General features: G+C 62.7%; 25 protein-coding genes. 7 read left to right on the top strand and 18 right to left on the bottom strand.

Annotated features, from left to right (window positions below; all coding sequences use genetic code 11):
• Nucleotides 1-18: 18 nt before the first annotated feature.
• Nucleotides 19-357, bottom strand: coding sequence for a preprotein translocase subunit YajC (gene yajC / locus EOA19_RS14755; protein ID WP_023812178.1), 339 nt, complete (start codon nucleotides 355-357; stop codon nucleotides 19-21).
• Between yajC and EOA19_RS35275 the strand changes: the two genes are divergently transcribed.
• Both EOA19_RS35275 and EOA19_RS14750 read left to right on the top strand, forming a co-directional pair.
• A complete protein-coding gene (locus tag EOA19_RS35275; RefSeq protein ID WP_164892929.1) occupies nucleotides 266-487 on the top strand; it encodes a hypothetical protein in 222 nt (73 codons plus the stop codon). The two genes, yajC and EOA19_RS35275, sit on opposite strands and share 92 nt — an antisense overlap.
• Nucleotides 488-632: 145 nt before the next feature.
• Nucleotides 633-1508, top strand: a complete 876-nt coding sequence (locus tag EOA19_RS14750) for an ATP-binding protein (protein WP_023812179.1) — start codon at nucleotides 633-635, stop codon at nucleotides 1506-1508.
• 39 nt (nucleotides 1509-1547) lie between these two features.
• Here EOA19_RS14750 and EOA19_RS14745 read toward each other — a convergent pair whose 3' ends face one another.
• Complete coding sequence (locus EOA19_RS14745; protein WP_023812180.1) at nucleotides 1548-2366, bottom strand: AraC family transcriptional regulator; 819 nt, start codon at nucleotides 2364-2366, stop codon at nucleotides 1548-1550.
• 111 nt (nucleotides 2367-2477) lie between these two features.
• Here EOA19_RS14745 and EOA19_RS14740 point away from each other — a divergent pair, with 111 nt between their 5' ends.
• Nucleotides 2478-3368 carry an NAD-dependent epimerase/dehydratase family protein gene (locus tag EOA19_RS14740; RefSeq protein ID WP_023812181.1) on the top strand — a complete coding sequence of 297 codons (891 nt, stop codon included), beginning with the start codon at nucleotides 2478-2480 and terminating at the stop codon, nucleotides 3366-3368.
• Between the two features lie 133 nt (nucleotides 3369-3501).
• On the opposite strand, the gene EOA19_RS14735 is transcribed toward EOA19_RS14740, so the two are convergent.
• The 13 genes from EOA19_RS14735 to EOA19_RS14675 all read right to left on the bottom strand — a co-directional run bounded on the left by EOA19_RS14735 (nucleotide 3502) and on the right by EOA19_RS14675 (nucleotide 19493).
• Nucleotides 3502-5013 (bottom strand): LysM peptidoglycan-binding domain-containing M23 family metallopeptidase, encoded by a 1512-nt coding sequence (locus tag EOA19_RS14735; RefSeq protein ID WP_128304014.1) that lies wholly within the window; start codon nucleotides 5011-5013, stop codon nucleotides 3502-3504.
• A 203-nt stretch (nucleotides 5014-5216) separates the two neighbouring features.
• Nucleotides 5217-5876 (bottom strand): protein-L-isoaspartate(D-aspartate) O-methyltransferase, encoded by a 660-nt coding sequence (locus EOA19_RS14730; protein ID WP_023812183.1) that lies wholly within the window; start codon nucleotides 5874-5876, stop codon nucleotides 5217-5219.
• A complete protein-coding gene (surE, locus tag EOA19_RS14725; protein WP_023812184.1) occupies nucleotides 5873-6631 on the bottom strand; it encodes a 5'/3'-nucleotidase SurE in 759 nt (252 codons plus the stop codon). Before surE ends, EOA19_RS14730 begins: the two co-directional genes overlap by 4 nt.
• Complete coding sequence (serS, locus tag EOA19_RS14720; protein ID WP_128304013.1) at nucleotides 6631-7935, bottom strand: serine--tRNA ligase; 1305 nt, start codon at nucleotides 7933-7935, stop codon at nucleotides 6631-6633. Before serS ends, surE begins: the two co-directional genes overlap by 1 nt.
• 197 nt (nucleotides 7936-8132) lie before the next feature.
• Complete coding sequence (gene tatC / locus EOA19_RS14715; RefSeq protein ID WP_023812186.1) at nucleotides 8133-9008, bottom strand: twin-arginine translocase subunit TatC; 876 nt, start codon at nucleotides 9006-9008, stop codon at nucleotides 8133-8135.
• Nucleotides 9005-9787 carry a Sec-independent protein translocase protein TatB gene (gene tatB / locus EOA19_RS14710; protein ID WP_128304012.1) on the bottom strand — a complete coding sequence of 261 codons (783 nt, stop codon included), beginning with the start codon at nucleotides 9785-9787 and terminating at the stop codon, nucleotides 9005-9007. The genes tatC and tatB overlap by 4 nt, the downstream gene beginning before the upstream one ends.
• 29 nt (nucleotides 9788-9816) lie before the next feature.
• A complete protein-coding gene (locus tag EOA19_RS14705) occupies nucleotides 9817-10038 on the bottom strand; it encodes a twin-arginine translocase TatA/TatE family subunit (protein ID WP_023812188.1) in 222 nt (73 codons plus the stop codon).
• 169 nt (nucleotides 10039-10207) lie between these two features.
• Nucleotides 10208-10975 (bottom strand): SMC-Scp complex subunit ScpB, encoded by a 768-nt coding sequence (scpB, locus tag EOA19_RS14700; protein WP_128304011.1) that lies wholly within the window; start codon nucleotides 10973-10975, stop codon nucleotides 10208-10210.
• Nucleotides 10972-11772 (bottom strand): ScpA family protein, encoded by an 801-nt coding sequence (locus EOA19_RS14695; protein WP_050596706.1) that lies wholly within the window; start codon nucleotides 11770-11772, stop codon nucleotides 10972-10974. The genes scpB and EOA19_RS14695 overlap by 4 nt, the downstream gene beginning before the upstream one ends.
• Before the next feature lie 62 nt (nucleotides 11773-11834).
• The gene (nagZ, locus tag EOA19_RS14690) at nucleotides 11835-12854 is read right to left on the bottom strand and encodes a beta-N-acetylhexosaminidase (RefSeq protein ID WP_128304010.1); all 1020 of its coding nucleotides are present in this window, start codon (nucleotides 12852-12854) and stop codon (nucleotides 11835-11837) included.
• A 131-nt stretch (nucleotides 12855-12985) separates the two neighbouring features.
• Nucleotides 12986-16342 carry an SPOR domain-containing protein gene (locus EOA19_RS14685; protein ID WP_128304009.1) on the bottom strand — a complete coding sequence of 1119 codons (3357 nt, stop codon included), beginning with the start codon at nucleotides 16340-16342 and terminating at the stop codon, nucleotides 12986-12988.
• 103 nt (nucleotides 16343-16445) lie between these two features.
• Nucleotides 16446-18203 carry an arginine--tRNA ligase gene (gene argS, locus EOA19_RS14680; RefSeq protein ID WP_128304008.1) on the bottom strand — a complete coding sequence of 586 codons (1758 nt, stop codon included), beginning with the start codon at nucleotides 18201-18203 and terminating at the stop codon, nucleotides 16446-16448.
• A 75-nt stretch (nucleotides 18204-18278) separates the two neighbouring features.
• Nucleotides 18279-19493, bottom strand: a complete 1215-nt coding sequence (locus tag EOA19_RS14675; RefSeq protein WP_023812194.1) for a deoxyguanosinetriphosphate triphosphohydrolase — start codon at nucleotides 19491-19493, stop codon at nucleotides 18279-18281.
• A 90-nt stretch (nucleotides 19494-19583) separates the two neighbouring features.
• Here EOA19_RS14675 and erpA point away from each other — a divergent pair, with 90 nt between their 5' ends.
• The 4 genes from erpA (at nucleotide 19584) to EOA19_RS14655 (ending at nucleotide 21529) form a co-directional block, all read left to right on the top strand.
• Nucleotides 19584-19931, top strand: coding sequence for an iron-sulfur cluster insertion protein ErpA (gene erpA / locus EOA19_RS14670; RefSeq protein ID WP_013531288.1), 348 nt, complete (start codon nucleotides 19584-19586; stop codon nucleotides 19929-19931).
• Nucleotide 19932: 1 nt separating this feature from the next.
• A complete protein-coding gene (locus tag EOA19_RS14665; protein ID WP_128304007.1) occupies nucleotides 19933-20328 on the top strand; it encodes a VOC family protein in 396 nt (131 codons plus the stop codon).
• Between the two features lie 17 nt (nucleotides 20329-20345).
• Complete coding sequence (gene xth / locus EOA19_RS14660; protein ID WP_023812197.1) at nucleotides 20346-21140, top strand: exodeoxyribonuclease III; 795 nt, start codon at nucleotides 20346-20348, stop codon at nucleotides 21138-21140.
• A gap of 89 nt (nucleotides 21141-21229) precedes the next feature.
• Nucleotides 21230-21529, top strand: coding sequence for a hypothetical protein (locus EOA19_RS14655; RefSeq protein ID WP_023812198.1), 300 nt, complete (start codon nucleotides 21230-21232; stop codon nucleotides 21527-21529).
• Between the two features lie 49 nt (nucleotides 21530-21578).
• Here EOA19_RS14655 and EOA19_RS14650 read toward each other — a convergent pair whose 3' ends face one another.
• From EOA19_RS14650 to EOA19_RS14640, 3 genes are all read right to left on the bottom strand, one after another.
• Nucleotides 21579-22439, bottom strand: a complete 861-nt coding sequence (locus EOA19_RS14650; RefSeq protein ID WP_031213511.1) for a tetratricopeptide repeat protein — start codon at nucleotides 22437-22439, stop codon at nucleotides 21579-21581.
• Entirely contained in the window at nucleotides 22426-24150 is a 1725-nt protein-coding gene (gene ilvD / locus EOA19_RS14645; protein ID WP_128304006.1) for a dihydroxy-acid dehydratase, read from the bottom strand. The genes EOA19_RS14650 and ilvD overlap by 14 nt, the downstream gene beginning before the upstream one ends.
• A 307-nt stretch (nucleotides 24151-24457) precedes the next feature.
• Nucleotides 24458-25678: an OmpP1/FadL family transporter gene (locus EOA19_RS14640; RefSeq protein ID WP_128304005.1), complete on the bottom strand. Its 1221-nt coding sequence runs from the start codon at nucleotides 25676-25678 to the stop codon at nucleotides 24458-24460.
• Nucleotides 25679-25816: the final 138 nt, after the last annotated feature.

Raw genomic sequence — 25816 nt, 5'->3', positions numbered from 1 at the left:
CCTCCGCCGACAATTCGGTTATTTCTTGGCGTTCTGGTTGGCGACCGGCTCGCCCTTGACGCGCACATCGGCGATCGTGGAACGCAGCGCCGTCACCTTCATGCCACCGCCGAGGTCGATCTCGAGCTCGTTGTCGTCGATCACCTTGGTCACCTTGCCGACGAAGCCGCCGCCGGTGACGACCGTGTCGCCGCGACGGACCGCGGCCAGCATCTCGCCGCGCTTCTTCAGCTGCGTGCGCTGCGGCCTGATGATCAGAAAATACATGATCACGAAAATCAGGACAAACGGCAAAATGCTGATAAACATGTCTGGAGAAGCGCCGACGCCTTGGGCGTATGCCGGTGTCACGAACATCGAGGTACTCCTGAATTTTGAAAACAGCCGCCAATCTGGCGGCCCCTTGAAATTTGGCCGGAATATAGTCGGTAAAGTTGTCAATGCAACTGCGCGGCCGCCCAAATCGGCTGCTTTTCCGGCCTGTTGAGCCGTGTTAGAGCAGGATCGCGAAAAGCGCGAGCCAGTTTTTGGAAAAGATCACGCTCGAACAAAAGGTTGCAGCCGGTTTTGTATCAGACGGAATCGGCCAGCTTCACGCCCCCACACGTCAAAACGCGAAACAAAAGACAGCCATGACCGACAGCAGCATTGAAGCCCTGAACCAGAAACTCGACCGGCTGATCGAAGCGGTGAGCCGTCTTGCCCCGCCGCCGGTACCCCAAACCGACATCGGCGCGGCCGATTGCTTCGTCTGGCAGGCCGATCCGGGCTATCTGGAACCGGTGCGCAGGGTTAACCGCGTCGACATCGGCCTGATCCGTGGCGTCGACCGCGTCCGCGACATCCTTGTCGACAACACCGAACGCTTCGCTGGCGGCTATCCGGCCAACAACGTATTGTTGTGGGGCGCGCGCGGCATGGGCAAATCGTCGCTGGTCAAGGCCGTGCATGCCCAGATCAACGCCAGGACCAAGTCCGACCTGCCGTTGAAGCTGATCGAAATCCACCGCGAGGACATCGACACGCTGCCGAAGCTGATGGGATTGCTCAAGGCGGCGCCCTTCCGCTTCATCCTGTTTTGCGACGACCTCTCCTTCGACCATGACGACACCTCCTACAAATCGCTCAAGGCAGCGCTCGAAGGCGGCGTCGAGGGCCGCCCCGCCAATGTCATCTTCTATGCCACCTCGAACCGCCGGCATCTTTTGCCCCGCGACATGATCGACAACGAGCGCTCGACCGCCATCAACCCGTCCGAGGCGGTCGAGGAAAAAGTGTCGCTGTCCGACCGGTTCGGGCTGTGGCTCGGCTTCCACAAATGTTCGCAGGACGAGTATCTCGACATGATCGACGGCTATGTCAGGCACCATGGCCTTGTCGTGGATCCCGAGCAACTGCGCGCCGAAGCACTGGAATGGGCGACCACCCGCGGCAGCCGCTCAGGTCGCGTCGCCTGGCAGTTCACCCAGGACCTGGCTGGCCGGCTCGGCAAGCCACTGAGGGACTGATACGTTGGGTGGCGTCGCCAACGCCATCCAATGACAAGATCATTTGGGCTGCGACCGCCGCAAGTCACGCGGCGTTTGGCCGATCTCACGACGCATCCAATGCGCCAGGTGTGACTGGTGCGCAAAGCCCGTCAATTCCGCAACCTCGCTTGTGCTGAGATCCCCGCGCCGGAGCAGGACGCGTGCGCGTTCGACCCGGCGTCGCAACACGTACCGGTGCAGGGTGAAGCCTGTCGCCGCCTTGAACCAAGCCCGCAAGTGCGAGCTGCTCGCCCCGGCAACTCGGCTCAGTCGGAGGATCGAAAGGGGCTCGTGCAGGCCAGCCTCAATATGCTCCAACACACGCTTGAGCTGGGCATCTGACAACCGGTTTCTTCGGTCGACATCGAGATTGTCAAGACCGAGCAGCCTCACCGCAAGAGCTGCGCCAATGCTGTCGGCAAACAAAGGTCCACTCGGTGAGTTTGCGTTGACATCGCTCTCGAGTGCTCGGGCGAGATGTTGGATGCGCTGATCACGAAGCAGGTGACGTGTGTCGAGCGGCAATGCGCGCGCCTTGCCGCCAAGCTCAGCCGCCACCCTTTCCATCAGGGCTGGTTGTAACGCGATCTCGATCGTGTCGAACGGGGTTTCAGTCTCGAAACCGCCCTCTTGGCCAGCGGGCACCAGGTCAATATCGCCGGCGCGCCTCACGAAATATCGACCAACCTCATTGCAGTAGGAACGCGTCGCCGCGCTTGCATGCACCATGATGCGATGATGGGCCGCTTTGGAGAGACGATGGACGCCCGCTTCGATATGCCAGAAGGCCATTGTGACGTCGGGCGGAAATCGAGCCGGAACAGACTGCGAATGCAGGCTTTCTCACTTCATGGCAAAACCTGTCCAAGAATTGGCAATTTCCGCGCGATTTTCAATGCCGGGGACATGTACCTACGCCTCTCCATAGAGTTTGGACGAGAGGTTGCCATGGGTTTTTATGTAGTTGTCGGAGCAGGCCCGGTCGGGCACGAGACCGCGCGCCTTCTGGGAGAAGAAGGACATGATGTCGTTCTCACGAGCCGGAGTGTCGGCTCAAACGGGTTGCGGAACGTCCGGGCGGTGCAGGCCGATGCCACCGATGGCGTTGAACTGGCGCGTATCTGCCGAAACGCCGACGCCGTTTTCATGTGTGCCATGGCCGCCTATCACCGGTGGCCGACCGACTTTTTCCCAATCATCGACGGCACCGTGCGGGCCGCGGAAGCGGTCGGCGCGAAGCTTGTGATACTCGGAAACCTCTATGGCTATGGCGAACATGCCGATAGTCCGCTTCACTCCGACCTGTCTCTGGATCCGACTTCGAAGAAAGGAACCGCCCGGACGATCATGTGGCAGCGCGCGGTCCGTGCGGACGTGCCGGCAGTCGAAGTGCGGTCCAGCGATTATCTTGGACATGGCGCGATCAGCTCTTTCTCACTGGTCGCGCTGCCCTCCATAATCGAGGGGAGGCCGACTGCTTTCATTGGAAACCTCGACGCGACTCATGCCTGGTCCTTCACGAAGGACGTGGCCAGGACACTGGTCGCCGCTTCCCGCTACACGGGCGAATGGGGACGAGCATTCCATGTTCCATCGCAACACGCCTCACCCCGGGAACTCATCCTAACGACGGCGGCAATGCTTCACCGTGAAATTCCAGAGACACGTTCCTATTCCATCCCCGAAATGGAGGCATCGGGCATGCATGAGCTCATCGAAATGAGCTACCTCTTCGACAATCCCTTGCTGGTCGATTCCTCCGACGCGGAGACGCTTCTCGGCATCAAGGCCAGCAGCCTTGGCGTCATGATCGCCGACACCCTGCGTGATCATCTTTGAAGCTTGAAGACTGGCGCGTCGCGTTGAAGCTGAAAAAGCCCGCTCCTTTCGGAACGGGCTGAGCCGGCGGGCCGGACTGGAGGTCAGACGGCCCGCAAAATTGCTTTTTTTCTTCTATTCGAGATAGCCTCGACTATTCGAGATAGCCGGACGGATCGACCGGGGCGGAGTTCTTGCGCACTTCGAAGTGCAGCTTCGGCGAGTCCGTCGTGCCGCTCATGCCCGACAGCGCGATTTCCTGGCCGCGCTTGACCTTCTGGCCGCGCTGGACCTCGATCGAGCTGGCGTGGCCGTAGACGGTGACCAGGCCATTCTCGTGGCGCACCAGCACCGTGTTACCGAATTCCTTGAGGCCGTCGCCGGCATAGATGACGACACCGTTTTCGGCTGCCTTGACCGGTGTGCCAGAGGGTACGGCGATGTCAACGCCGTCTTTGCCGGAGCCGAAACCGGAAATCACGCGGCCGCGCACCGGCCAGCGCATCTTGCCGATGCCGGTGGCGTCTGGCGCGACGGCGTCGTCGGCCTCGGCCTGCTGGATGACCTTCGAATCCTTCTTCGGCGGCGTGTAGGACGCCAGCGTTTCCGACGGCGTGGTCTTTGCCGCGGGCTGCGTCGTGGCCGTCGTCACCGGATCGACCTTGGCCGGCTTGGCGGCGGCGACGATCGCGGTTCCACCGGCAGGCACCTTCAGGGTCTGGCCGATCTTGAGCAAGCCATCCTGCATGCCGTTGGCCTGCTTGATGGCAACGACACCGACACCGGTCTTCCTGGCAATCGAGGAAAGCGTGTCGCCCGACTGAACCGTATAGGTGCCAGCTGCATTGGTCGCCTTGGCCGCAGCTACCTGCGGCTTGGGCTCCTTGGGCTGGCTCGCGGCGGCCGACGTGTCGACCGGAGCGGCGGACTTGCCCTCCCTAGGCTTCGGCTGCTGCGGCAGGACGGCCACCTTGTCGGGCGCGGTGGCCGGCAGGTTGTGCTTGGTGTCTTTCGCCGGCTTGGCATCCGCGAGCTTCGGCTCGCTCTTGCTCGAATAGGCGTAGGCCGGGATGACCAGCTTCTGGCCGGTCTTCAGCCCCTTGGTCGCGCTCAACCCGTTGACCTTCATGATCACGTCGGACGGCACCTTGTAGCGCTGCGCCAGGCCGCCGATCGTTTCGCCGTCCCTGACGACGATCTCGGTTGCATGCGGAGTGCCGGAAGCAGCCACGCGGGGTTCGTCAGGTTGCGAAACCTTGAAAGGCGACGCCACTGGGGCGACGGTGCCGGTCGTGGTCCTGTCGACATGCGGTGCCGGGGCCAATGCGGTGCGTACCGGCTTCGACACCGGCGCCACTTCGGAAGCCTGGGCAACCGGCGGCGGCAGCGGCCGCGTCGAGACCGGATCGAGGCTGGAGCGGCTGACCGACTGTGTATGGCTGCCATCGATCGGAGCGGCGGCGACATCGCCCGGATAGGGCTGCTGTACGGCATCCTGCTTGTTGATGATGGCGCGCTGATTGTTGGTCGAGGATGTAAAGACATCGTCGACGCCATTGAACCGCGAAACTTGGGAACTGCACCCCGCAGCGGCACCCGCGACCATCAGTATGGCGCAGCCTCGCGCCAGATTGCGACCGTTTGTCTTCAAAACACTGAGTTGCATCGCACTAACCCGCACATACCCGGTACAAACTAGGCATGATTAAAGCGCGTTAATGTTACTCGACGGTTAACCCCATGGAATCCGACGCAATTTTTCTTAAAATATTAGAGAGCGAGCCCAGGGGAGATTTTCAGGTCATGCCGGCCGGGGTCGAAGACGGCGCGCGCACCCGACGCGGCGCGGCCTGAACATCGACATACGCGCTAGATGACAGCGGCGACACCGCGCAGGATCGGCTGCAGGCGAACGAGGCCGATGTCTTCACGCTCGAAGCGGCTGCCGACCTTGGTCAGCTTGGCCAGCACCTGTTCGCCCTCTTCGGGGCCGATCGGAGCGATGACGATACCGCCGCTCGACAACTGGTCGAGCAGGAAGCGCGGCAGGCTGTCGAAGGCAGCCCAGGCGACGATACGGTCAAATGGCCCTTCATTCGGCAGCCCGCCGGAACCATCGGCGTGGCGCACGATCACATTGCCGATGCCGAGCGCCTCGAAGCGCTGCCGCGCCTGCTCGGCGAGCGTCTTGTAGCGATCGGTGGTGATGACCCGCGCCGCCAGCCGCGACATCACCGCCGAAGTGTAGCCCGAGCCGGTGCCGATCTCGAGCACGCGGTTGCCCTGCTCGATAGCGAGCGCCGCGATCACCGCCGCCTGCATGTCGGCACCTTCGATCGCCTCGCCGCATTCGATCGGCAGCATACGGTCCGACCAGGCGATCTGATGGAACTGGGCCGCCAGGAAGCCGCGCCGCGGCGTCGCCTCGAAGGCCGCGATCAGCGCCTTCGGCACAGTCCCCCGGCCGCGCAGGCGCAGCAGAAAGGCAGCAAAACCTTCGCGGTCATCGATCGGGAGGCCTTGGTTCATGCAAGCGCCTTGCTCAATTGGTCACGGATTTCATGCGCGGTCAGGTCGAGCTGCAGCGGCGTCACCGACACCAGCCTGTTGCGCAACGCGTAGAGATCGGTGCCTTGCTTGCCCTCGACCGGCTCGCCGCCGAAGCGCAGCCAGTAGTAAGGCAGGCCGCGCCCGTCGCGGCGCTCGTCCACCCACAGGGAGTGCACGAGCTTGCCTTGCGTGGTGACCACCGTGCCCGCGACCTCTTCGGGCGTGCAGTTGGGAAAATTGACGTTGAGCAGCACGCCGTCCGGCAACGGCGTCGCGACAAGTTTCTTCAGCAGCGCCGGCGCCAGCACTTCTGTCGTCTCGTAGGGCACGACGCGATCTTCGCCGACATAGCTGTAGCCCTGGCTGAGCGCGATCGAGCGGATACCGAGCAGCGCGCCTTCCATGGCGCCGGCGACGGTGCCCGAATAGGTGACGTCATCGGCGATGTTGGCGCCCGAATTGATGCCGGACAGGATCAGGTCGGGTGCGCCAGGCAGAATTTTCTTGACGCCCATGATGACGCAATCCGTCGGCGTGCCGCGCACGGCAAAATGCTTCTCGCCGATCTTGCGCAGCCGCAGCGGCTCCGAGATCGACAGCGAATGCGCGTAGCCGGACTGGTCCTGCTCGGGCGCCACCACCCAGACATCGTCGGACAACGTACGTGCGACGCGTTCGAGCGACGCCAGGCCCTCGGCATGAATGCCGTCGTCGTTGGTCAGGAGGATACGCATTATTTCGCTTCGATCTTTTCCAGACCGCCCATGTAAGGCCGCAGCACTTCAGGAATGGTTACGCTGCCATCTTCATTCTGGTAGTTTTCGATGACAGCGATGAGCGCGCGGCCAACGGCTGTGCCCGAGCCGTTGAGCGTGTGGACGAAGCGGTTGCCCTTGCCGTCCCTGTCCTTGTAGCGGGCGTCCATGCGGCGCGCCTGGAAATCGCCGCACATCGAGCAGGACGAGATCTCGCGATAGGCGTTCTGGCCGGGCAGCCAGACCTCGATGTCGTAGGTCTTGCGCGCGCCAAAGCCCATGTCGCCGGTGCACAGCGTCATGGTGCGGAACGGCAGGCCGAGCCGCTTCAGCACTTCCTCGGCGCATTGCGTCATCCGCTCGAGCTCGGCAAGCGACGATTCCTGGTCGGTAATCGACACCAGCTCGACCTTGTAGAACTGGTGCTGGCGCAGCATGCCGCGCGTGTCGCGCCCGGCCGAACCCGCTTCCGAGCGGAAGCACGGCGTCAGCGCGGTATAGCGCAGCGGCAGTTTTTCATGCGCGGTGATTTCTTCGCGCACAAGGTTGGTGAGTGGGACCTCGGCGGTGGGAATCAAGCCAAGCCTGCCCTCCCCGTGCGGCGTGAAGAACAGATCTTCCTCGAACTTCGGCAATTGGTTGGTGCCGAACAGAACATCGTCCTTGACCATCAACGGCGGGATGACTTCCTCGTAGCCGTGTTCGGTCGTATGCAGGTCCAGCATGAACTGGCCGAGCGCACGTTCCATCCGGGCCAGTCCGCTTTTCAGCACCGTAAAGCGCGAGCCCGACAGCTTTGCCGCGCGCTCGAAATCCATCATGCCGAGCGCTTCGCCGATCTCGAAATGCTCCTTCACCCAGTTCGGCCGCGTCGGCACCTTGCCGACGATGTGCTTGACCACATTGTCGTGCTCGGCCTTGCCGACCGGCACATCGTCGAGCGGCACGTTGGGAAGCACTGCCAGCGCGTCGTTCAGCGCCTTGTCGAGTTCGCGTTCACGCGCCTCGCCGTTCTGGATGAAGACCTTGATCTCGCCGACTTCGGCTTTCAGCTTTTCGGCCAAGGCGGCATCGCCCGAACGCATGGCGTTACCGATCTCCTTCGACGCGGCATTGCGGCGCTCCTGCTTGGTCTGCAGTTCGGTAACGTGCTCGCGCCGCGCCTCGTCCGAGGCGATCAGCCCGTCGACCATGGACTGCGCCTCGTCAGCCGACCACGAGCGCTTCACCAGCGCCTCGACAAGGGCCTTCGGGTTGTCGCGAATCCATTTGATGTCAAGCATGGTTTGAACGCTCCTGGGTAGCATGTCGCCCAAAAGTGCACAGCGATTTTGGGACAACGATATGCTCAAAACAAAACTGAAACGCATCGCTTTGAGCGCGATGCGTTTCAGCCAGAGGGCGTAAACCGCATCCGAGATCGATGCAAGATGGGCGGGGCGACGACTATGTTTTTCCGCCGCTGCAGCCGCTCTGTTGCCTATGAGGAGGCAGGTGCCGGGGGCTCGTCCGGTGCTTTGTCCGCCACCTCGTCCGCCGCATCCTGCTTCTCGCGTGCCACGCGCTGCTTTTCCCGATCGCGCTCGATCAGCCGGGCAGCCCAGATGGACACCTCGTAGAGAAGGATGGTCGGGATGGCCAGGCCGATCTGACTCATCGGATCGGGCGGCGTCAGTATCGCCGCGACGACGAAGGCAATGACGATCGCCCATTTGCGCTTCTCGGCCAGTCCCTTGGACGACAGCATGCCGACCCGTGTCATCAGGCTGGTCACCACCGGCAGCTGGAACACCAGGCCGAAGGAAAAGATCAGCGTCATGATCAGGCTGAGATATTCCGACACTTTCGGCAGCAGCGAAATCTGCACCTGATCGTCGGTGCCGGCCTGCTGCATGGCGAGGAAGAACCACATCACCATCGGCGTGAAGAAGAAATAGACCAGCGACGCACCCATCAGGAACAGGATCGGCGACGCGATCAGGAACGGCAGGAAGGCATTCCGCTCGTTCTTGTACAGGCCGGGCGCGATGAACTTGTAGATCTGCGTGGCGATCAGCGGAAAGGCGATCACCATGCCGCCGAACATGGCGAGCTTGACCTGAGTGAAGAAGAATTCCTGCGGCGCCGTGTAGATCAGCTCGACCTTGTGCGGATCGAGCCCTGCCCATTGCGTCGCCCATTTGAACGGCACGACCAGGAGGTTGAACAGTTTCTTGGCGAAGAAGAAACAGACCAGGAAGGCAACGAAGAAGCCGCCCAGCGACCAGATCAGCCGCCGGCGCAACTCGATCAGATGCTCCATCAGCGGCGCCGACGATTTCTCGATCTCGTCCTTTTCGGTGTCCGAAACGCTCACTTGGCGGCTCCAGCCGTCTTCTTGGCCACCGGCTTCTTCACCGCTGCAAGCTTCGGTTCGGCTTTCGCCCCCGTCTTGGTCGCTACAGTCTTGGCCGCGATAGCCTTGGCCGCAGCGGGCGTCTTGGCCCTGAGCGTTTCAGGCTGTGCCGTCGTCACGGCCTTCGCCGGCGTCTTGGACGCAGACGCTGCCTTCGCGGCAACCTTTGCACCATTTGCCGAAGCTTTTGCAGCCGGCGTCGCTTTTGCCGGTGCAGGCTTGGTTAGTTTCTTCGCCGCGGATGCCTTCGGCGCCACGACAGGTGCCGCCGGTACTGACGTCGTCACCACCGATTCGTCGGTCATCGCCGGGAAAATCGGCGCTGCTGGCGCTGCTTCCGGTCCGTTGACGCCAGGCATGGTCGTTGCACCGTTCTTCAACGGCTCGGCCGCCTGCGGGGTCGAAGCGACAGAGCTTGCCGGATCGGCCGGCTTCGGCTTCATCGCCGCATCGACGCCGGAGCGAACATCGGCCGCGGCCTGTTCGAACGGATTGAGCTGCTTCCTGATCTCGGCCATCGGGCTGAGACCCCTGAGCTCGTCGACTGACTTCTTGACGTCGTCGAGCTCGGCTTCCTTCAGCGCCTCGTTGAACTGTTTCTGGAAATCGGACGCCATGGCGCGCAGCTTCGCCGTCGTGCGGCCGAAGGTGCGCAGCATATTGGGCAAATCCTTGGGTCCGACGACCACGATCATGACGATCGCGATGACCAGCATTTCGGTCCAGCCGACTTCAAACATGGCACTCTGTTCCGACTAGAACCTTTGGCTCAGCTCTTGCTGGCTTTTTCCTTCGCGGCCGCAACGGTCTCGTCGGCACGGTGTTCGACGGTGCGCTTGTCTTCGGCAACCTCGTCGTCGGCCATGCCCTTCTTGAAGCTCTTGATGCCCTTGGCCATATCGCCCATCAGCTCGGGAATCTTGCCGCGGCCAAACACCAAAAGCACGATCACCAGCACGATCAGCCAATGCCAAATCGAAAATGAACCCATAGCAAATCTCTCTCGAATGTTTTCCCTGGCGATGATCTATGCGTTTTCGCGTTGGGATTCAAACACAACTGCGACAGAGTTTATGAAAGGGTGACGGATGTCACGCATTTTCGACGGGAACGCCCGCTACGAATCCGCGCATCCTCATCAAGTTCGCCGCCAATGCCAGTCAATCTTCCGTGACGCGCGGCGTCAGCAGGCCGAGTTCCTCGAGATCGATATCGGTCAGCGCATCCTCGTCGTCGGTCAATGCGTCGGGATCGGCCGGCGGCTGCGGAATGGAGAAATTCGACGGCATGCGGCCCGAAAGCAGTCCGGCCCCCTTCAGTTCCTCCATGCCAGGAAGATCGCGAATCTCTTCCAGCGCGAAATGGTCGAGGAAGGTCTCCGTCGTGCCGTAGGTCACAGGGCGTCCGGGCGTCTTTCGCCGGCCGCGCATGCGCACCCATTCCGTTTCCAGCAGCGTGTCGAGCGTACCTTTTGAGGTCTCCACGCCCCTGATGTCCTCGATCTCGGCACGCGTCACCGGCTGGTGATAGGCAATGATCGCCAGCACTTCGAGAGCCGCGCGGGAGAGCTTCCTTTGCTGGACGGTATCGCGGCTCATCAGGAAAGCCAGGTCGCCGGCGGTGCGGAACGCCCAGGCGTCGCCCACACGCACCAGATTGACGCCGCGCCGCGCATAGATCTGCTGCAGCTCGGCCATGGCCAGGGCAATGTTGATGCCGTCAGGGAGGCGGGCCGCAAGCTGCTTTTCGCTGACGGGTTCAGCGCTGGCGAACACGATCGCCTCGGCCATGCGCACGGCCTCGGCCAGATGCAGCCGTTCGGCCGGGTTCTGTAGCTGCTGCTCGGCCGGATCCTGGGAAAGCAACTCCTCTTCGGGTTCATCGCCGACCTTGAACGGGACAACCGAAGCGTTGAAGCGTTCGCTCATGATGCCACCTCGACTGCCTTGATTGCCTGCGTGCGGCCGCGCAGGTAGATCGGCGCGAACGTCTGATCCTGCCGCACGTCCATCGTGCCGTCGCGCACCAGCTCCAGCGTGGCCGCAAACGAACTGGCGATCGCCGTGCGCCGCTCCTCGGGACTGGTCATGTATGCGATCAGAAAACTCTCCAGCGCCGTCCAGTCGCTTGCAGCCCCGACCAGGCGGGTCAGGATGTCGCGCGCGTCCTTGAGCGACCAGACACCGCGCCTGGCGATGGTCACATTGTTGATCGCCTGCTTCTGGCGCTGCTGGGCATAGGCGGTCAAGAGATCGTAGAGCGAGGCCGAATATGCGTTACGCTTTTCGACGATGACCATTTCCGGCATGCCGCGCGCAAACACGTCTCGGCCGAGCCGGTTGCGGTTGACCAGACGCGCCGAGGCGTCGCGCATGGCTTCCAGCCGCTTCAGGCGGAACTGCAGCACCGCCGCCAGTTCCTCGCCGCTTTCGCCCTCGTCGCCGGGCTGCTTGGGGATCAGGAGCTTGGACTTGAGGAAGGCCAGCCACGCCGCCATCACCAGATAGTCGGCGGCAAGCTCCAGCCTGAGCGCCCTCGCCGTCTCGACAAAGGTCAGATATTGCTCGACCAGCGCCAGGATCGAAATGCGAGCCAGATCGACCTTCTGGGTGCGGGCAAGATGCAGCAGAAGATCGAGCGGACCTTCGAAGCCGGCCACGTCGACGACCAGCGACGGGTCGCCGGTAACGCGTGAATCGTCATTCTCGGCCCACAGACGGTCCATCGGTGCGGCCTTCGCGGCCTTGCTTTCCAATGTTTCCGCCACTGCCTGTCGCTTTCCCTTTGCTATGCCACCGCATCGAAGTAGGTGGCGAATTCGGCACGTATTTCGGTTTCTTCAACCGTGTCACGGTTCTTTATATAGGTCAGCGCCCGCTTTGCGCGCTCCAGCGACGTGCCCTCAAGCCCCATGGTGCGCGATGCGATGCCGGCCATCTCCTCAAAAACGCCGTTGCAGTGAAGGACCAGATCGCAGCCCGCCGCAAGGATCGAGGCCGCCTTTGTCGGGAAATCCCCAGAAAGTGCCTTCATCGAGGTGTCGTCGCTCATCAGCAGTCCGTCGAAGCCGATTTCGCGCCGGATGATCTCGTCGATGACCTTGCCGGAGGTGGTCGCCGGATTGTTGGGGTCGATCGCGCTGTAGACGACATGGGCTGTCATCGCCATCGGCAGATGGCTAAGCTCCTTGAACGGGGCGAAATCATGCCGCTGCAGATCGCTGAGCGAGGCATTGACCACCGGCAGTTCGAAATGCGTGTCGGCAAAGGCACGTCCATGACCCGGAATATGCTTCATGACCGGCAGCACGCCGCCCGACATCAGCCCTTCCGCGGCTGCGCGGCCGAGCTCGATCACCGGTCGCGGATCCTTGCCATAGGCCCGCGCGCCGATGACATCGCTGGCGCCTTCGATCGGCACATCGAGCACCGGCAGGCAATCGGCTGTGATGCCGTAGCGCAGCAGGTCGAAGGCATGCAGCCGCGCCATCAGCCAGGCCGCTCGGGCGCCGGCATCATGATCGTCGCGCCACAGCGCGCCGAGCGCGCCGCCGGCGGGATAGTTCGGTGCCAGCGGCGGTCGCAAGCGCTGCACGCGGCCGCCTTCCTGATCGATGAACACCAGCGCGTCCGGACGCCCTAGGCAGTCCCGCATCTCGGCGACCAGATCGCGGATCTGTTCGGTCTCGCCAATGTTGCGCGCAAACAGGATGAAGGCCCACGGGCATTCATTGCGATAGAAATTGATTTCTTCGCGGGTAAGCGATTTCCCGGCACAGCCGAGGATCATGGATTTTGATTCGGTCATGTCGGCAGTTTAGGGCTTTGTGCGATCAAAGGGAATCGCCAGGGATTCATCCGGGACAATGCCGGATCTGCTTTCCCCATGAAAAAGCCGGCGCGGTGGACCGCGCCGGCTTTTGATGGTTGGCTCCGGCTTTAGCGCGAGACGAAGCAGTTGCCGCCGGCGGCCTTGTAACTGGTGCACAAATTGATCGCGTCATTGCGTGACTGGGCCGGAACGCGCACGCGGTAGAACGTGCCTTTGCCGGCGATCTCGGCCTTGACGATGTTGGCGGTACGCCCGGCAAGCACGCTGCCATAGCGGCGCTGCAGATCCTGATAGCTGGACTGGGCGCTTTCGACGGTCGGCTGCGAGGCGATCTGCATCGACCACGAGCCACCGCCGGCCGCGGTCGATGCCGGATCTATGGACGCAACCTGATCGGGCTTGACCTCGCCGACAACATCGACCGGCTGGTCGGACGGACGCTGCGGCGCGAGCGGAACCTTTGCCGGCGTGTTCGCCGATTGGGCCTCGGCTTTCGGCTTGGCGACCGGCTTGAGGGTCGGCTCGTCGTCCGCCTGGGCGGCGGCAGGCGCCACGGTGCCGGTCTGGTCCGCATCGGCTTGCGCCGCCGGGGCGACATGCTGCGGCGCCGGATCGACCGGCTCGGTAGCGGCCATTTGCGGAGCGGCGGGCGCTGCCGGATCTTCACGCGGCACCAGCGAACCGTCCGACTTGACCACCATGGTCCTCACCTTGCGCGGCGCAACGGCGACGACATCGGCATTGGTGCCCTTGTCGGCATCCTGCAGCACCTGCGCGATGCGATCCTCGGACTTGGGCGCCGGCGCAGTGCTATCGGCAGAAGCGTTGTCGGCCGAAGCGGCGCCGGACATCGGCGCGGCATTGCCGACATCGGTTCCAGCGGCGGCTGCATTCTGGTCCGGCGAAAGATCGATGGCGCGGGCCGGGTCCTTCGCCTGCACGTCAACCGGCTCTTCGACGTTGGTGACCAGCTTTTCCTGGACCGGCTCGGCTGGCTTTGCGCCCCTGACCGCGTCGTAGACCTTGTTGTCCTGGTTGGGCACCACGGCGCCGCCCGGATTCTCCGGCTTAACCTTGATCGGCGCGTTGTCGGCCTTGACGATGACAGGCGCTTCGCTGCCGCCCTTGCCGCCAAAGGACAGCGCAAAGGCACCGAGACCGCCCGCGACGGCGACCGCGCCGACAATCGCGGCGATGAACAGGCCGCGTCCGCGCGACGGCCTCGCGGCCTCACGCTCGCCGAGCCCCGGGACAGCCATAGCCTCGTCGAGTTCGGGATCGTAGTCGAGTTCATCGACGGTGAAATCATCGGCTTGGGAAACCGGCTGGCTCCCTGGCAGACTGTCAAGGTCGAAACCAGAGGCGTCGGCATAACCCGTGGGCGCCGCCGCGCGGGCGGACATGTCCATCGGCCGCGCGGCATAGGTCCGCGCTTCCGGCTCATAGCCCGGCTTGATCCCATCATAGCCCGGCTTGACCCCGTCATATGCCGGCTTGAGGCTGTCATAGCCCGGCTTGAAGCCCGCGGCATAGGAGTCATCATCGTAAGACGCGCCGGCCAAATTGCCTGTGGGAGCGGCAGCGACCTCCACCGCGTTCATCTCGGAGAGAAGGCTGGAGAACTCCGCATCGAGATCGTCGTAGCCAGGCGACGCTGGCTGGTCTTCCTCGAAGTGCAGTTCGGGAATATCGAGATCGTCCGCCAGCGCGACGACACGCTCGGGTACATCGACCGTTTCGACGTCGGGCATGTCTTCGTAATGCGCCGGCTGGCGCGATTGCGGCGCCGATACCGGGGCAGCGGGAGCCACGGCCTCGACCGGCTCGGACGAACGGTAGGATGTCATGGCGGCGACTGCCGGCCCGGCGGCCACGGATGCCACCGAAGCGGCCGGCTGAGCACCAAACGCAGGCTGAGCGCTGAATGACGGCTGCTGCGGAACCGGCGTCACGCGGCTCCACGAACGCGGCGGCTCTGCCGGTTGGGAACGCTCCGCAAGCCAATCGAGAGAATCCGCCGAATTGTCCCGGTCAGCGGCTTCGTCACGCGGATCAAGATCCTTGGGCAAAGCCGCGTCGAACGCATCATCGTCGAAATCGACATCGCCAACCGTGTTCCAGGTCGTATCCTGGAGTTCATCAAGCATAAGGTCGTCAATATCCGCATCGGCCGCTTGGGCCGTGCCAACATGCCGGTCCTGCTCAGGCGCGGGTTCGTCAAGATCCCAGTCGAGGTCGCCGACAAGGTCGGCCGGTTCCTCGGCGGGCTCGGCAACAGGCGGCAGGGCAGCGACAGCCGGCTGAGCCGTGACGGGCTCACTGGCCACCGGCACTGTGCGCGCCGTCATGGCACCCAGCAGCGCATTCAACTCGTCTTCCAGGCTCCGTTCGTCCGCGGTCGGGGCATGCACCGCGGCTGCGATGTAGGCTTCCGGCGCCGCCGGCTGGGGGGCAACGGCGGCAACCTCTGTGACCGGCTCTTCGACCGTTTCGGCAAACGCGTCGTCCAAATTCAGGTCAAAAGCATCGTCCGGCACGCTCTCAGGGCTGGGAAGCTCGCCCTTCGCGTCAGCGACATCGGCAAACGCATCATGCGTTGGCGGCTCGTCGAAGGCATTCGGCTCATCCGCGCGAACGTCGAAATCCATGTCGACATCAGCCATGGCGTCGTCGAAATGGCCGGCAAAGCTTTCATCGGAGATTGCATGGCCGTCACGCGCCGCCGCTTGCTCCGGCATGGGATACTCGACGGGCTCGGCGACCACGAATGACTGTTCGGCCGCCGAATGGTCGTCGAGCACCAGCTCGTCTTCAAGCGAGACTGCCACCGCATCGTCGAATTCGTCATCTGAGGCAACTGGCTCGACAGAAGCGTGCGTGTCGGCAACGGCGTATTGGGCCTCTTCGGCTTCCTCATCGATCCGGAGGTCCTGGTCGAGCGAAGTGGCAAGCTCGTCCGCCATCGACTGATCGTCCTCGAAGGGGGAGACGTCCTCAAGCGAACCGGCGACGGCATCGTCAAAATCAGACGCGAAAGCCGGCTCGACGGACGGCGCGGCTTCAGCTGCGACCGCATGGCTGGTGCCGGCGACGTGGCCGTCGATCTCAGCCATGTCCAGTTGGAAATCGTCGTCGAGCGACACCGAAAGCTCGTCGTCCATCGCGCTGGCGTCAGCCGCTTGGAATGCCGGCTCATGCTCGAAGGTCGGCTCATGAGCCTGGACAACCGGAGCGGCGTCGCTGTCGTCAGCGCCGAACTCGCCCATCATTTCTTTCTCGAGATCGATATCGAAATCGCCCTCTTCGAGCCCGCGATCGGCGGCTGGGGCCTGCGGCTGGGCGGGCGATTGCGGCCTGACCGGCTGGCGCGGGTCGAATCCCATGATCCTGGTCAGTTCCGCGAACGGATCATCGTCAGCGATGTCGTTGTTGTCGGCTACTCTCAGCTGGGTTCTGTCTGCCATTATTGTTCCCGAACTCGCACTCATTCGGACGCCATGGACGTCGCGTAGGGTTGGCCCTTACCAGCGCAATGTGGGCAAAAGGTGACAGGTTATTTAGTCAAACCTAACGCATTTCGGTGGGCGCGGCGGCCCCGATCAACGTCAGGCCGGACGTCAAAATGTCCGAAACAGCCTGCACCAGCCCTAGTCTGGCATGCGTCAATTGTCGGTCGTTAACCTTAACAAAACGTAAGTCCGGATTATCCGTGCCACGGTTCCAGTGTCCGTGGAAGCTGGAAGCCAGATCATAGAGGTAAAATGCCAGCCGATGCGGCTCGAGCGCAAGGGCGGCGGACTCGATCAGCCGCGGGTATTCGGCGAGCTTGCGGATCAGGCCGATCTCGCCCTCATCGGTCAGCAATGCCGCGGCCGACGCCAGGCTGTTGCGGTCGAAATTGGCTTCGCCCAGTTGCTCGCTCGCCTGCCGGAACACCGAATGACAGCGCGCCGAGGCGTACTGGACATAGAACACCGGATTGTCCTTGGACTGCTCGGTCACCTTGACGAAATCGAAATCCAGCGGCGCATCGTTCTTGCGGTAGAGCATCATGAAGCGGATCGCGTCGCGGCCGACCTCCTCCACCACTTCGCGCAGCGTCACGAAATCGCCCGACCGCTTCGACATACGCACCGGTTCGCCCTCGCGAAACAGCTTGACCAGATTGCACAGCAGGACAGTGAGCTTCACCTCGTCGCCGGCAATCGCCCGCGCCAAGGCCTCCAGCCGCTTTACGTAGCCGCCATGGTCGGCGCCGAGCACATAGATCAGGTCGACGAAGCCGCGATCGACCTTGTCCTTGAGATAGGCGACGTCGGCGGCGAAATAGGTGAACGAGCCATCGGACTTGACCAGCGCCCGGTCCATGTCGTCGCCGACCGCGGTCGAGCGGAACAGCGTCTGCTCGCGGTCCTCCCAATCGTCGGGTTTCTCGCCCTTGGGCGGCGGCAGCTTGCCCTTGTAGATATGGCCCTTCAGCGTCAAATCGTTGATCGCCGAGCGGATCTTCCTGGCATTGTCGGCATGCAGCGTGCGCTCGGAGAAGAACACGTCGTGATGCACGTTGAGCATCGCCAGGTCCTCGCGGATCATCGCCATCATCGCATCGATGGTGCGATCCTTGACGATGGCGAGCGCCTCGTCATCCGGCATCTGCAGAAGCGAGCGGCCGAATTCCGCGACCAGCGCCTGGCCGACAGGCACCAGGTAATCGCCGGGATAGAGACCGGCGGGTATTTCGCCGATATCGTCGCCCAGCGCTTCGCGGTAGCGCAGGAATGCGGAACGGCCGAGCACGTCGATCTGCGAGCCGGCATCGTTGATGACATATTCCTTGGTCACATCGTAGCCGGCGAAGGCCATCAGATTGGCAAGCGCGTCGCCGACGACAGCACCCCGGCAATGGCCGACATGCATCGGCCCGGTCGGATTGGCCGAGACATATTCGACATTGGTCTTCCTGCCGCCGCCAACCGTCGAGCGGCCATAGTTGCGGCCCTCGCCGAGCAGTGCGGTCAGATGTGTCTGCCAGAAGCCGTCCTTGAGCCTGAGATTGACGAAACCGGGCCCTGCCACTTCCGTCGCCGCGACATCCTTGTCGTCACGCAGCGCCTGCGCCAGTCTTTCGGCCAGCGCGCGCGGGTTCTGGCCGGTCGGCTTGGCCAGCACCATCGCCGCATTGGTCGCCAGGTCGCCGTGGCTGGCGTCGCGCGGCGGCTCGACGGCAATGCGCGACAGGTCAGGCGAAACGCCGTCTTTGTCTTTCAGATCAAGCGCTTCGACGGCTTTTATGATTCGCGCGGTGAAATCGGCGAAGATGTTCATTTGTGTGACTCTGGGGTCTGGCTCTGGCGGCTTTGCAGCGAATCCGGCTCGTTGGCCGGCAAAATCGAGCCCGCCCTAGCCCAATTCAGGCGTATGGTCAAACAAACGCCGGTGTTCCTTGAGCGCGTAGGTGTCGGTCATACCCGCCAGGAAGTCGGCGACGCTGCGCGCCTTGATGCGGTCGTCGGCCCGATCCAGCCCCTCGCGCCAGCCGTCCGGCATGGCGCGCGGATCGGCGAAATAGGCGTCGAACAGATTTTTGACGATCTGCTCGGCGTCCGCGCGCACCCGCATAACCTCCGCGTGCCGGTAGAGGTGCTTGTACAGGAAGGCCTTCAGTTCTTTCTCCAAGGCAGCCATTTCGGCCGAGAAAACTACCATCGTCTCGCCAGCTGCCCTCACTGCATCGGCGCTCCGCGGCTTGATGCGATCGAGATTGGCGGTCGTCGACTTGATCACGTCCTCGACCATGGCGGTTATCTGCCGCCGCATCAGCTCGTGGCCGGTGCGCACATCATCGAGGGAGGGATAGCGTGAGCGAACGCCTTTCAGGATCGTTCCCGGCAGCGAAACCGTCTCCAGCATGTCCAGCGTCAGTAGCCCTGCCCTCAAGCCGTCATCGATGTCATGCGTGTTGTAGGCTATATCGTCGGCGATCGCCGCGCATTGCGCCTCGATGCCGGCGAACCGGTCGAGTTCGAGATCGTGCAGTTCAGAGTAATCACGGATCGCCTGCGGCACCGGCCCTTTCAGACCCTTGCCGTTGGCGTCCGTCAGCGGTCCATTGTGCTTGACCAGGCCTTCCAGCGTTTCCCAGGTCAGGTTGAGCCCATCGAACTCGGCGTAGCGCGCCTCCAGCCTCGTCACGATGCGCAGCGATTGCGCGTTGTGGTCAAAGCCGCCCCAGGTGGCCATCTTTTCGTTCAGCGCGTCCTCGCCGGTGTGGCCGAAGGGCGTGTGGCCGAAATCATGCACCAGCGCCACCGCCTCAGCGAGATCCTCGTCGCCGCGCAGCGCCCGTGCCAGGGCGCGCGCGATCTGCGCCACTTCGATCGAATGGGTCAGCCGGGTGCGATAGTGGTCGCCTTCATGCGCGATGAAGACCTGCGTCTTGTGCTTCAGGCGCCGGAAGGCCGTCGAATGGATGATGCGGTCACGGTCACGCTGGAATGGCGTGCGGGTCGGGCTTTCCACCTCGTCGAACAGCCGTCCGCGCGACTTTGCCGGGTCGCAGGCATAGGCGGCGCGCGGCCGATAGCCAAATCCGATGTCGCCCAACTCATTGGTCATGGCTGATGCTGCCGCGTTTGACTTAGCCAGGTTGACTTGGCCCCTCGCGCTTCATACCTATCATGTGAAACCGAAAGCAAGGTGACGCCCATGGGCGCTGATGCCAAGACTGCCATGAAAGTCGATATGACCGAGGCCGCCGCCAAGCGGATCGCCAGGATTGTCTCGAACGAGGCCGGCAAGACGGCGCTGCGCGTGTCGGTCGAAGGCGGCGGCTGCTCGGGCTTCTCCTACAAGTTCGATCTGGTCGATACGCGCAATGACGACGACGTCGCCATCGAGAAGGACGGTGCCACCGTGCTGATCGACGATCTGTCGCTGGTCTATATGGGCGGCTCTGTGATCGATTTCGTCGACGATCTGATGGGCCAGTCGTTCCAGATCCGCAATCCGAACGCCGTCGCCTCCTGCGGCTGCGGCACGAGTTTCTCCATATAGAATGCCTGCTATCGGTGCGGTCCGTCAGATCGCGCTGTCGGCTGGCCGTGATCTCGACGCCACGCTGGCTTTCTGGCGCGACGTGCTCGGCATGGCGGTTCATGCGCGCTTCGACCCGCCGGGCATCGCCTTCATCATGGCCGGCGATATCAGGCTGCTGTTCACCGACGGCATACCGGCCGGAACCGTCTATCTCGACATATCGGGCCTCGATGACTTCCATGCCTCTGCGGTCGCGGCAGGCGTACCCTTCACCGCGCCGCCAACACTTGTCCATCGCGACACAGAGGGCCAGTTCGGTCCAGCGGGGGAAAGCGAATGGATGGCCTTCCTAAAGGACCCGGCTGGCAATACGATTGGCCTCGTCGAACGCCATCCGCCGCAAGAATCCAACTGAACAGCATCGAGACCGCCATGAAAATCGTCACCTGGAACATCAACGGTGTCCGCGCCCGCATTGGCAACCTCACCCATTGGCTGACCGAGAGCGCACCCGACATCGTCTGCCTGCAGGAGATCAAGTCGGTCGACGAGCAATTCCCGCGCGCCGAGATCGAGGCGCTTGGCTACAATGTCGAAACCCACGGCCAAAAGGGTTTCAACGGCGTCGCCCTGCTGTCGAAGCTGCGCTTCGACGAGGTGATCCGAGGCCTGCCCGGCGACGATGCCGATGAACAGGCGCGTTTCATCGAAGGGGTTTTCTCGACTGACAAGGGCGCGCTGCGCGTCGCCTCGCTCTATCTGCCGAACGGCAATCCGATCGATGACGAGAAGAAGTTTCCTTACAAGCTGTCCTGGATGGCGCGGCTGGAGCGCTGGGCCGAAGAACGGCTGAGACTGGAGGAGGCTCTGGTGCTCGCCGGCGACTACAACGTGATTCCCGAGCGGATCGACGCGCGGTTTCCGGAGAACTGGCTGGGCGACGCGCTGTTCCAGCCGCAGACGCGACAATCCTTCCGGCGGCTGCTCAACCTTGGTTTCACCGAGGCGGTGCGCGCGGTCACCGACGCACCCGACACCTACACATTCTGGGACTATCAAGCCGGCGCGTGGCAGAAGAACAACGGCATCCGCATCGACCACCTGCTCTTGTCGCCGGAAGCCGCCAACCGGTTTTCTTCCGCGTCGATCGAAAAGCACGTGCGCGCCTGGGAAAAACCGTCCGATCACGTGCCGGTGGCGATCGATCTCGCACTTCAGCCGGCCTGAGAGAACCCTCGCCGGGCACGTCTGCGCTGGACCTCATATCGCCACATTTCGCGCCGCTCATTGCGGGCCAGCATGGCGGCTGGGGTTCCATGAGCACACGATTTCATCTTTGTCCGATCGGCCTGGCATTTGCCATGGCCGCTCCCGGTGCGGCATTTGCCGACCAGGAATGCCTGGCCAATGGAAAATCCTACCAGCTTGGCCAGGTCGCCTGCCTGACGCTTGCCGACCGGAGCCATCTGGCTCGCTGCGACATGGTGCTCAACAACACATCGTGGACGAAGATCGGGGATAGCTGCCCGGAAAACACGCTGGCGCCACAACCCCATGTCACGCCGATCTCGACGCCGGCGCCCAGCATGGTGCCGACGGAGCCGATCGAGAACTGATCACGATCGAAAATCGAGTGCTGCTGGTGAAGCTGACGCGGCCGCGAGATTACTGATCCGCGTTGTTGCCCTTGGTGAGGATATCATCGGCCAGCGAGATGGCGGTGCGGCGGTCGGCCTCGCCGGCGGTGGCAAATGCCTCTTCCTGCATGCCGCGGATCCAGGGCTGGTCAGCCGGCGAAGCGCGTTCGAGCGCTGCCGTCATCATCGCCAGGCCACGAACGATCTTGCCGCTCTGGAACAACAAATGGCCCAGTGTCGCCTGTGCGCCGGCATGGCCTTTCTCGGCGGCGAGTTGGAACCAGCGCCCGGCCTGCTTGACGCTGGCCTTCACGCCGCCCTCGCCCTTCAGGAACATCTGCCCCATTTCGAACTGCGCGTTCGGATTGCGGTAGTTGGCGGCGGCGCGCATGTAATATTCCTGGGCCGCCACCTCGTTCTCGGCGACCGGGCTGCCGGGAATGCCCGTGCGCAAATAGTCGCCAAGCGCCACCAGCGCGTCGGAGACATAGCTTTCCTCAGGCGAGCCGGGCTCGACGTCCTGATCGACGATCTCGGAGAAGAACTTGAACGCCTCGTAGTCGTCACGCGCCACGCCGTCGCCCTCGGCATACATGCGGGCAAGCTTCCAGGTGGCGCCGATCTGGCCGTTTTCGGCGGCGTATTTGTAGGCCTCGGCAGCCTGTTCCTTGTGGCCGTTCTTGTAGGCGGAGAAGCCGAACTGGAAGACCGCCCATGGGCTGGATTGCGGCTTCACCCCGGTCTTGTCGTCGAACACCTTGTCGTCGAAGGCCATGGCCTGGCCCACGGCGCCAAAGGTCGCGCCAAAAGTGGCGATCACGACCAGTGCCGAAAAGACAGACGACCTCAACAACTCTGGTGTTGACTTCAACAACTCAGATGTCCGCATAACAGTGTGTTTCTTTCGCACCGCCTGGATGGGTCACCGCGCCATCGCGCGCCGGCCCTACCGTCTGTGCATATTTCCATATCGCGCCCGACTGATAATCGGTCGCGCGCGCCTTCCACGTCTTTGCCCTCGCCGCTAGTTCGCCATCGGACAACGCCACGTCGATCATGCCGTTCACCGCGTCGATCGAGATCACGTCACCATCCCTGAGCAGTCCGATCGGGCCGCCCACGGCTGCCTCGGGGCCGACATGGCCGATGCAGAAACCGCGCGTCGCGCCCGAGAAGCGCCCGTCGGTGATCAGCGCCACCTTGCCGCCCATGCCCTGGCCGTACAGCGCTGCCGTCGTCGACAGCATCTCGCGCATGCCGGGGCCGCCGCGCGGCCCTTCGTAGCGGATGACGAGAACCTCGCCTTCCCTGTAGTTGCGATGCGTCACCGCCTCGAAACATTCCTCTTCCGAATCGAAGCAGCGTGCCGGGCCGGAGAACTTCAACTCCGCCATGCCCGCGACCTTCACGATCGCGCCTTCGGGGGCAAGGTTTCCCTTCAAGCCCACGACACCGCCGGTTTGGGTAATGGGTGTGTTGGCCGGGCGGACCACGTCCTGATGCTCATTCCAGACAACGTGCTGCATGTTTTCGGCCAAAGTGCGGCCAGTCACGGTCATGCAGTCGCCATGCAGATAGCCGTGGTCGAGCAGCGTCTTCATCAGCAGCGGAATGCCGCCGGCCTCGAACATGTCCTTGGCGACATATTTGCCGCCCGGCTTGAGGTCGGCGATGTAAGGCGTCTTCTCGAAGATCTTGGCCACGTCGAACAGGTCGAACTTGATGCCGGCCTCGTGGGCGATCGCCGGCAGATGCAGTGCCGCGTTGGTCGAACCGCCGGTGGCCGAGACCACGGTCGCCGCATTCTCCAGCGCCTTCAGCGTGACGATGTCGCGCGGCCGGATATTTCTGGCGATCAGCTCCATGATCTTTTCGCCGGAGGCGAAATTGAACCGGTCGCGCATTTCGTAAGGGGCAGGCGCGCCGCAGGAGTAGGGCAGCGCCAGGCCGATCGCCTCGGCGACGGTGGCCATGGTGTTGGCGGTGAACTGGGCGCCGCAGGAACCGGCCGAGGGACACGCGACCTGCTCGATCTCAAGCAGTTCGTCGTCGCTGATCGTGCCGACCGAGTGCTGGCCGACCGCCTCGAAAACATCCTGCACGGTGATCTGGCGGCCGCGATAGCTGCCGGGCAGGATCGAACCGCCATAGATGAAGATCGACGGCACGTTGAGCCGCACCATGGCCATCATCATGCCGGGCAGCGACTTGTCGCAGCCGGCCAGCCCGACCAGCGCGTCGTAGCAATGGCCGCGCATGGTGAGTTCGACCGAATCGGCGATGACCTCGCGCGACACCAGCGACGACTTCATGCCCTGGTGACCCATGGCGATGCCGTCGGTGACGGTGATGGTGCAGAATTCGCGCGGCGTGCCGCTGGCGGCAGCGACCCCCTTCTTGACCACCTGCGCCTGGCGCATCAGCGAGATGTTGCAGGGCGCCGCCTCGTTCCAGCAGGAGGCGACCCCGACCAGCGGCTGCGCGATCTCGGCCGCCGACAAACCCATCGCATAGAGATAGGAACGATGCGGCGCACGCGCCGGACCGACTGTCACATGGCGGCTGGGGAGCTTAGCCTTGGAGATGACTTTGGCGTCCATACTCTTCCTTGCCCCATCTTCCCTGCAAATGGGGCGGAGCGGCCTGCCCCCTCGCCGAGCCTTTTGGCGCGTGTCCCGAGACAAGATCGAGGTGCGCCGGGTTTATGGCGGGAAATGGGCAATTTCCTCAGCCCGGCTTCCAGCGCAGGGGTTGTTCAGAAAGTGTTGCCAAAACGTCACAATCGCACGGGGCGAAAGAGGTGCGGCTAATATGCAACGCAGCTTGGATACGGGGCGCACGGGCGATGCCGGCTCAAACGAAAAAGGCCGAGCAACGCCCGGCCTTTTGCTTAGAATTTTCAGTTGCTTAGAACTTGATCTTGATACCGCCGGAAATTGCCGTGACCAGATCGTTGCCGAAGTCATAGCTGTCATCGGTGCCCGCGATATAGCCGTTCTCGCCAGCCAACTCCCCTGAATGGCCGCTGGTCAGCACACCGACCGCACCTGCCAGACGAACCTCGATATTCGGCCTGGGCGTATAGGCAACGCCACCACCCAGCGTCCAGGTATCGGTCTGTGCACCATAGCCATGCGACGTGCCACGATCCCAGGAAAGCTGCCCAGCGGCACTCCACTGATCATTGAACTTGTGACCGATACCGCCCGTGACAGTCCAGCCATCACGATACATCAGGTCGAGTGAAGTTAGTTGGCCCAGACCATTCGTGACGCAGAATGAGGAGGGTGTACCCTGGGCACAGATCGGAACGCTTTGCAGGACGCTCCAATTGACCCACTTGATCGAACCGAAAGCGAGCCAGCCAGGTGCGATGCCCGACTGCAGTTTCAATTCGAGCGAATCCGGCATTGACTCCGTCGCACCATAAATCGGTACAGAGACGACGCCGCCGATGTTCAGAGTACCAGAGATATTGTCGAGCTTCACTTGCGAATTGTAGACAAGGCTGGCGCGCAGCGCGATATCTGGAATTTCATAAGCGACGCCCGCACGCCAGCCCCAGCCATCGGCCTCCAGATCGACACGACCGACCATCGTGCCGAAGCCAATATCTGTGTAGTTCTCCTTGAAGCCATAGATCTTCTGGTAGAAAACACCGCCTATGAACCGAAGCTGGCCTTTGCCGGCGTCCATCTTGTAGGAGCAGGTAGCCGCGTAGTTGTCGCTCTTGATGTCGGTTTCGATATTCGAAAACGCGCCGTTCCACGCATTTCCCGGCGCGGTATGTGCACCCCAGGGCTGCGAATAATCGACCATGCAATCCACGCCTTGCACGACCTGGACCTTGGCTCCAATGCGTGGAACCCAATAGCCCTCGGCTCCGTCGGCCGAGGTGCCCAAACCGAGATCGGCTCCGCCCGGGCCGCGCGCATTCTTGTACTTGCGGTCCGGCATCACATAGGTCGCTTCCGCTTCGGTCGCGAACGGAGCCGGATCAAACAACAGGTCGATATCGTAGCCAGCACGCTCCAGGCCGCCGGCATGTGCCGGGTTCATCGCCGTCCCGATCAAAGCCAGCGAAAAGCAGCCCGCCCCAAGCAGCGCTTTCAGTCGCAGAATAGTCATGAAATGTCCTCCCCGAATTCGAGTGCATCAAGCTAGAACCAATTCGGGTTAACGGTGCAACAACGAATTCAAGAGCGTACATGTACACATTCGCCAGGCGCATTTTCGAGGAAATGTAACCGGATGCGGCAAGGCCGA

It is taken from the genome of Mesorhizobium sp. M7A.F.Ca.US.010.02.1.1 (assembly GCF_004023085.1).
Taxonomy (GTDB): Bacteria; Pseudomonadota; Alphaproteobacteria; order Rhizobiales; family Rhizobiaceae; genus Mesorhizobium.
This window is presented reverse-complemented; position numbering and strand designations above follow the sequence as displayed.